The organism is Pseudaminobacter sp. Soil_N_29 (assembly GCF_057656055.1).
In genome coordinates this window covers 1-313 of sequence record NZ_JBDGLC010000050.1, presented here as the reverse complement: position 1 = coordinate 313, position 313 = coordinate 1, and the positions used below count along the sequence as shown (strand labels likewise).

1 protein-coding gene is annotated in these 313 nt (G+C 61.3%); it reads left to right on the top strand.

Features of this window, described 5'->3' with window-relative positions; translation table 11 throughout:
- Positions 1-14: 14 nt before the first annotated feature.
- Positions 15-313: ATP-binding cassette domain-containing protein (locus AC3A4H_RS23695; RefSeq protein WP_487768894.1), on the top strand; the 299-nt coding region annotated here is incomplete at its 3' end.

Below are 313 nucleotides of genomic sequence, written 5' to 3'. Positions count from 1 at the left end.
CATGGAGAGATGGCATGAGCCTGCTCGAAGTCGATGGCCTCAACAGCTACTATGGCGACAGCCACATCCTGTTCGACGTCTCGCTGCGCGTCGAGAAGCACGAGGTGGTGGCTCTTCTGGGCCGCAACGGTGCCGGCAAGAGCACGACCCTCAAAAGCTTGATGGGCGTCGTCACACCGCGCAGCGGCAGCATCAGGTTCGACGGCGTGGAAATAGCGGGCAGGAAGGCCCACAAAATCGCCCGCGCCGGCATGCAGCTCGTGCACGAGGATCGACGCATCTTCGGTAGCCTGACTGTGGAGGAGAACATCAT